Origin of the sequence: Thermomicrobium sp. CFH 73360, assembly GCF_023806465.1 — a bacterium.
Classification (GTDB): domain Bacteria; phylum Chloroflexota; class Chloroflexia; order Thermomicrobiales; family Thermomicrobiaceae; genus Thermomicrobium.
In genome coordinates this window covers 1-1143 of record NZ_JAMSLS010000023.1, presented here as the reverse complement: position 1 = coordinate 1143, position 1143 = coordinate 1, and the positions used below count along the sequence as shown (strand labels likewise).

The 1143-nt window shown below is 55.9% G+C and carries 1 protein-coding gene; it reads left to right on the top strand.

Annotation, left to right across the window (positions count from 1 at the left end; all coding sequences use genetic code 11):
• Nucleotides 1-190: 190 nt before the first annotated feature.
• On the top strand, nucleotides 191-1143 hold a 953-nt coding region (locus NET03_RS13340), incomplete at its 3' end, for an ISLre2-like element ISGsp3 family transposase (RefSeq protein ID WP_252129379.1).

Genomic DNA, 1143 nt, shown 5'->3' with positions numbered 1-1143 from the left:
GTGTGAGTAAAATATTTGTGGGTGACATTCAGGAATGATTCCCCGACGAGGGTTGCGAACTTTTGTTCGCGACGCTCGTCGGGGCCACCAAGCGAAGCGCGGTAGAAAAAAGCAAATGTCATGCAAAAAGGACTCTCTCCCTGCTATGATGGTGATGACCAACATCCATAAAACAGGAGGGAGAGAGTCCATGAAACATCTTACCACAGAATGGCCTTTATTAAAAGAGCTGGAGGAACAATTAGTCAGAACTCTTCAAAAGGTGTTCGCTGTCTTGTTGGCGGCCCTTTTGGAGGAGATTGATCAACAACTGGCGGAAGCGCGGGACAAGCGCCGGTATCAGCTGAAAGACAAACGGCCGACTACGATCCAAACGCTGTTTGGAGAAGTGACGTTTCGACGGAACTACTACTATGACCGGCAAACGGGGAACTATACCTTCTTGCTGGATGCCGAATTAGGCTTTGATGGGGCCCGATCGATCAGTCCTTGCCTCGAGGAAACGGCGGTCGAGTTGGCCGTAGAGTGCTCTTCCTACCGCAAAGCGGCCCGTACGTTGGAGTCGATCGTGGGGTATGCGGTCATGAGCCACGAGGCGATTCGCCAACTGGTGCTGGAGGCCCCTGTCTCGCTGCACCGCCCTGTTTCCCAACGGCACGGCCGGGTGCTGTTTGTGGAGGCGGATGGACTGTTTATTTCCCGCCAGGGGAAAGGGAAACGGGCGAAAGAAGAGAAAATCCTGGCGGTTCACGAGGGATGGAAACGAAACGGTTCGCAGCTCGAGCTCGTGAACCGGCGCCACTACCTCCATGAAGGGGAGGGAGACGTGTGGGAACGGTTCGAAGAGTGGCTGATGAACGAATATGCCTATGATCCGTGCCGGGACCTGTTGATCATCAACGGCGACGCGGCGTCGTGGATCACGGCCTGCCGGGAGTATTTTGGGAAGCGGGCGTGCTTTCAGCTGGATCGATTTCATGTGGCGCGGGAGCTGCGTCAGTGTCTGTCCGGCCATCCGCGTTGGCGGGAGGTGCGGAAGAAGCTGGCGAAACAAGACGAAGAGGGGCTTCTCGTGGAGCTGAACAGCGCGGTCGGCACGTTGGAGGACGAAGCGAAAGAGAAGCAGATGGCTGCCATGATCCG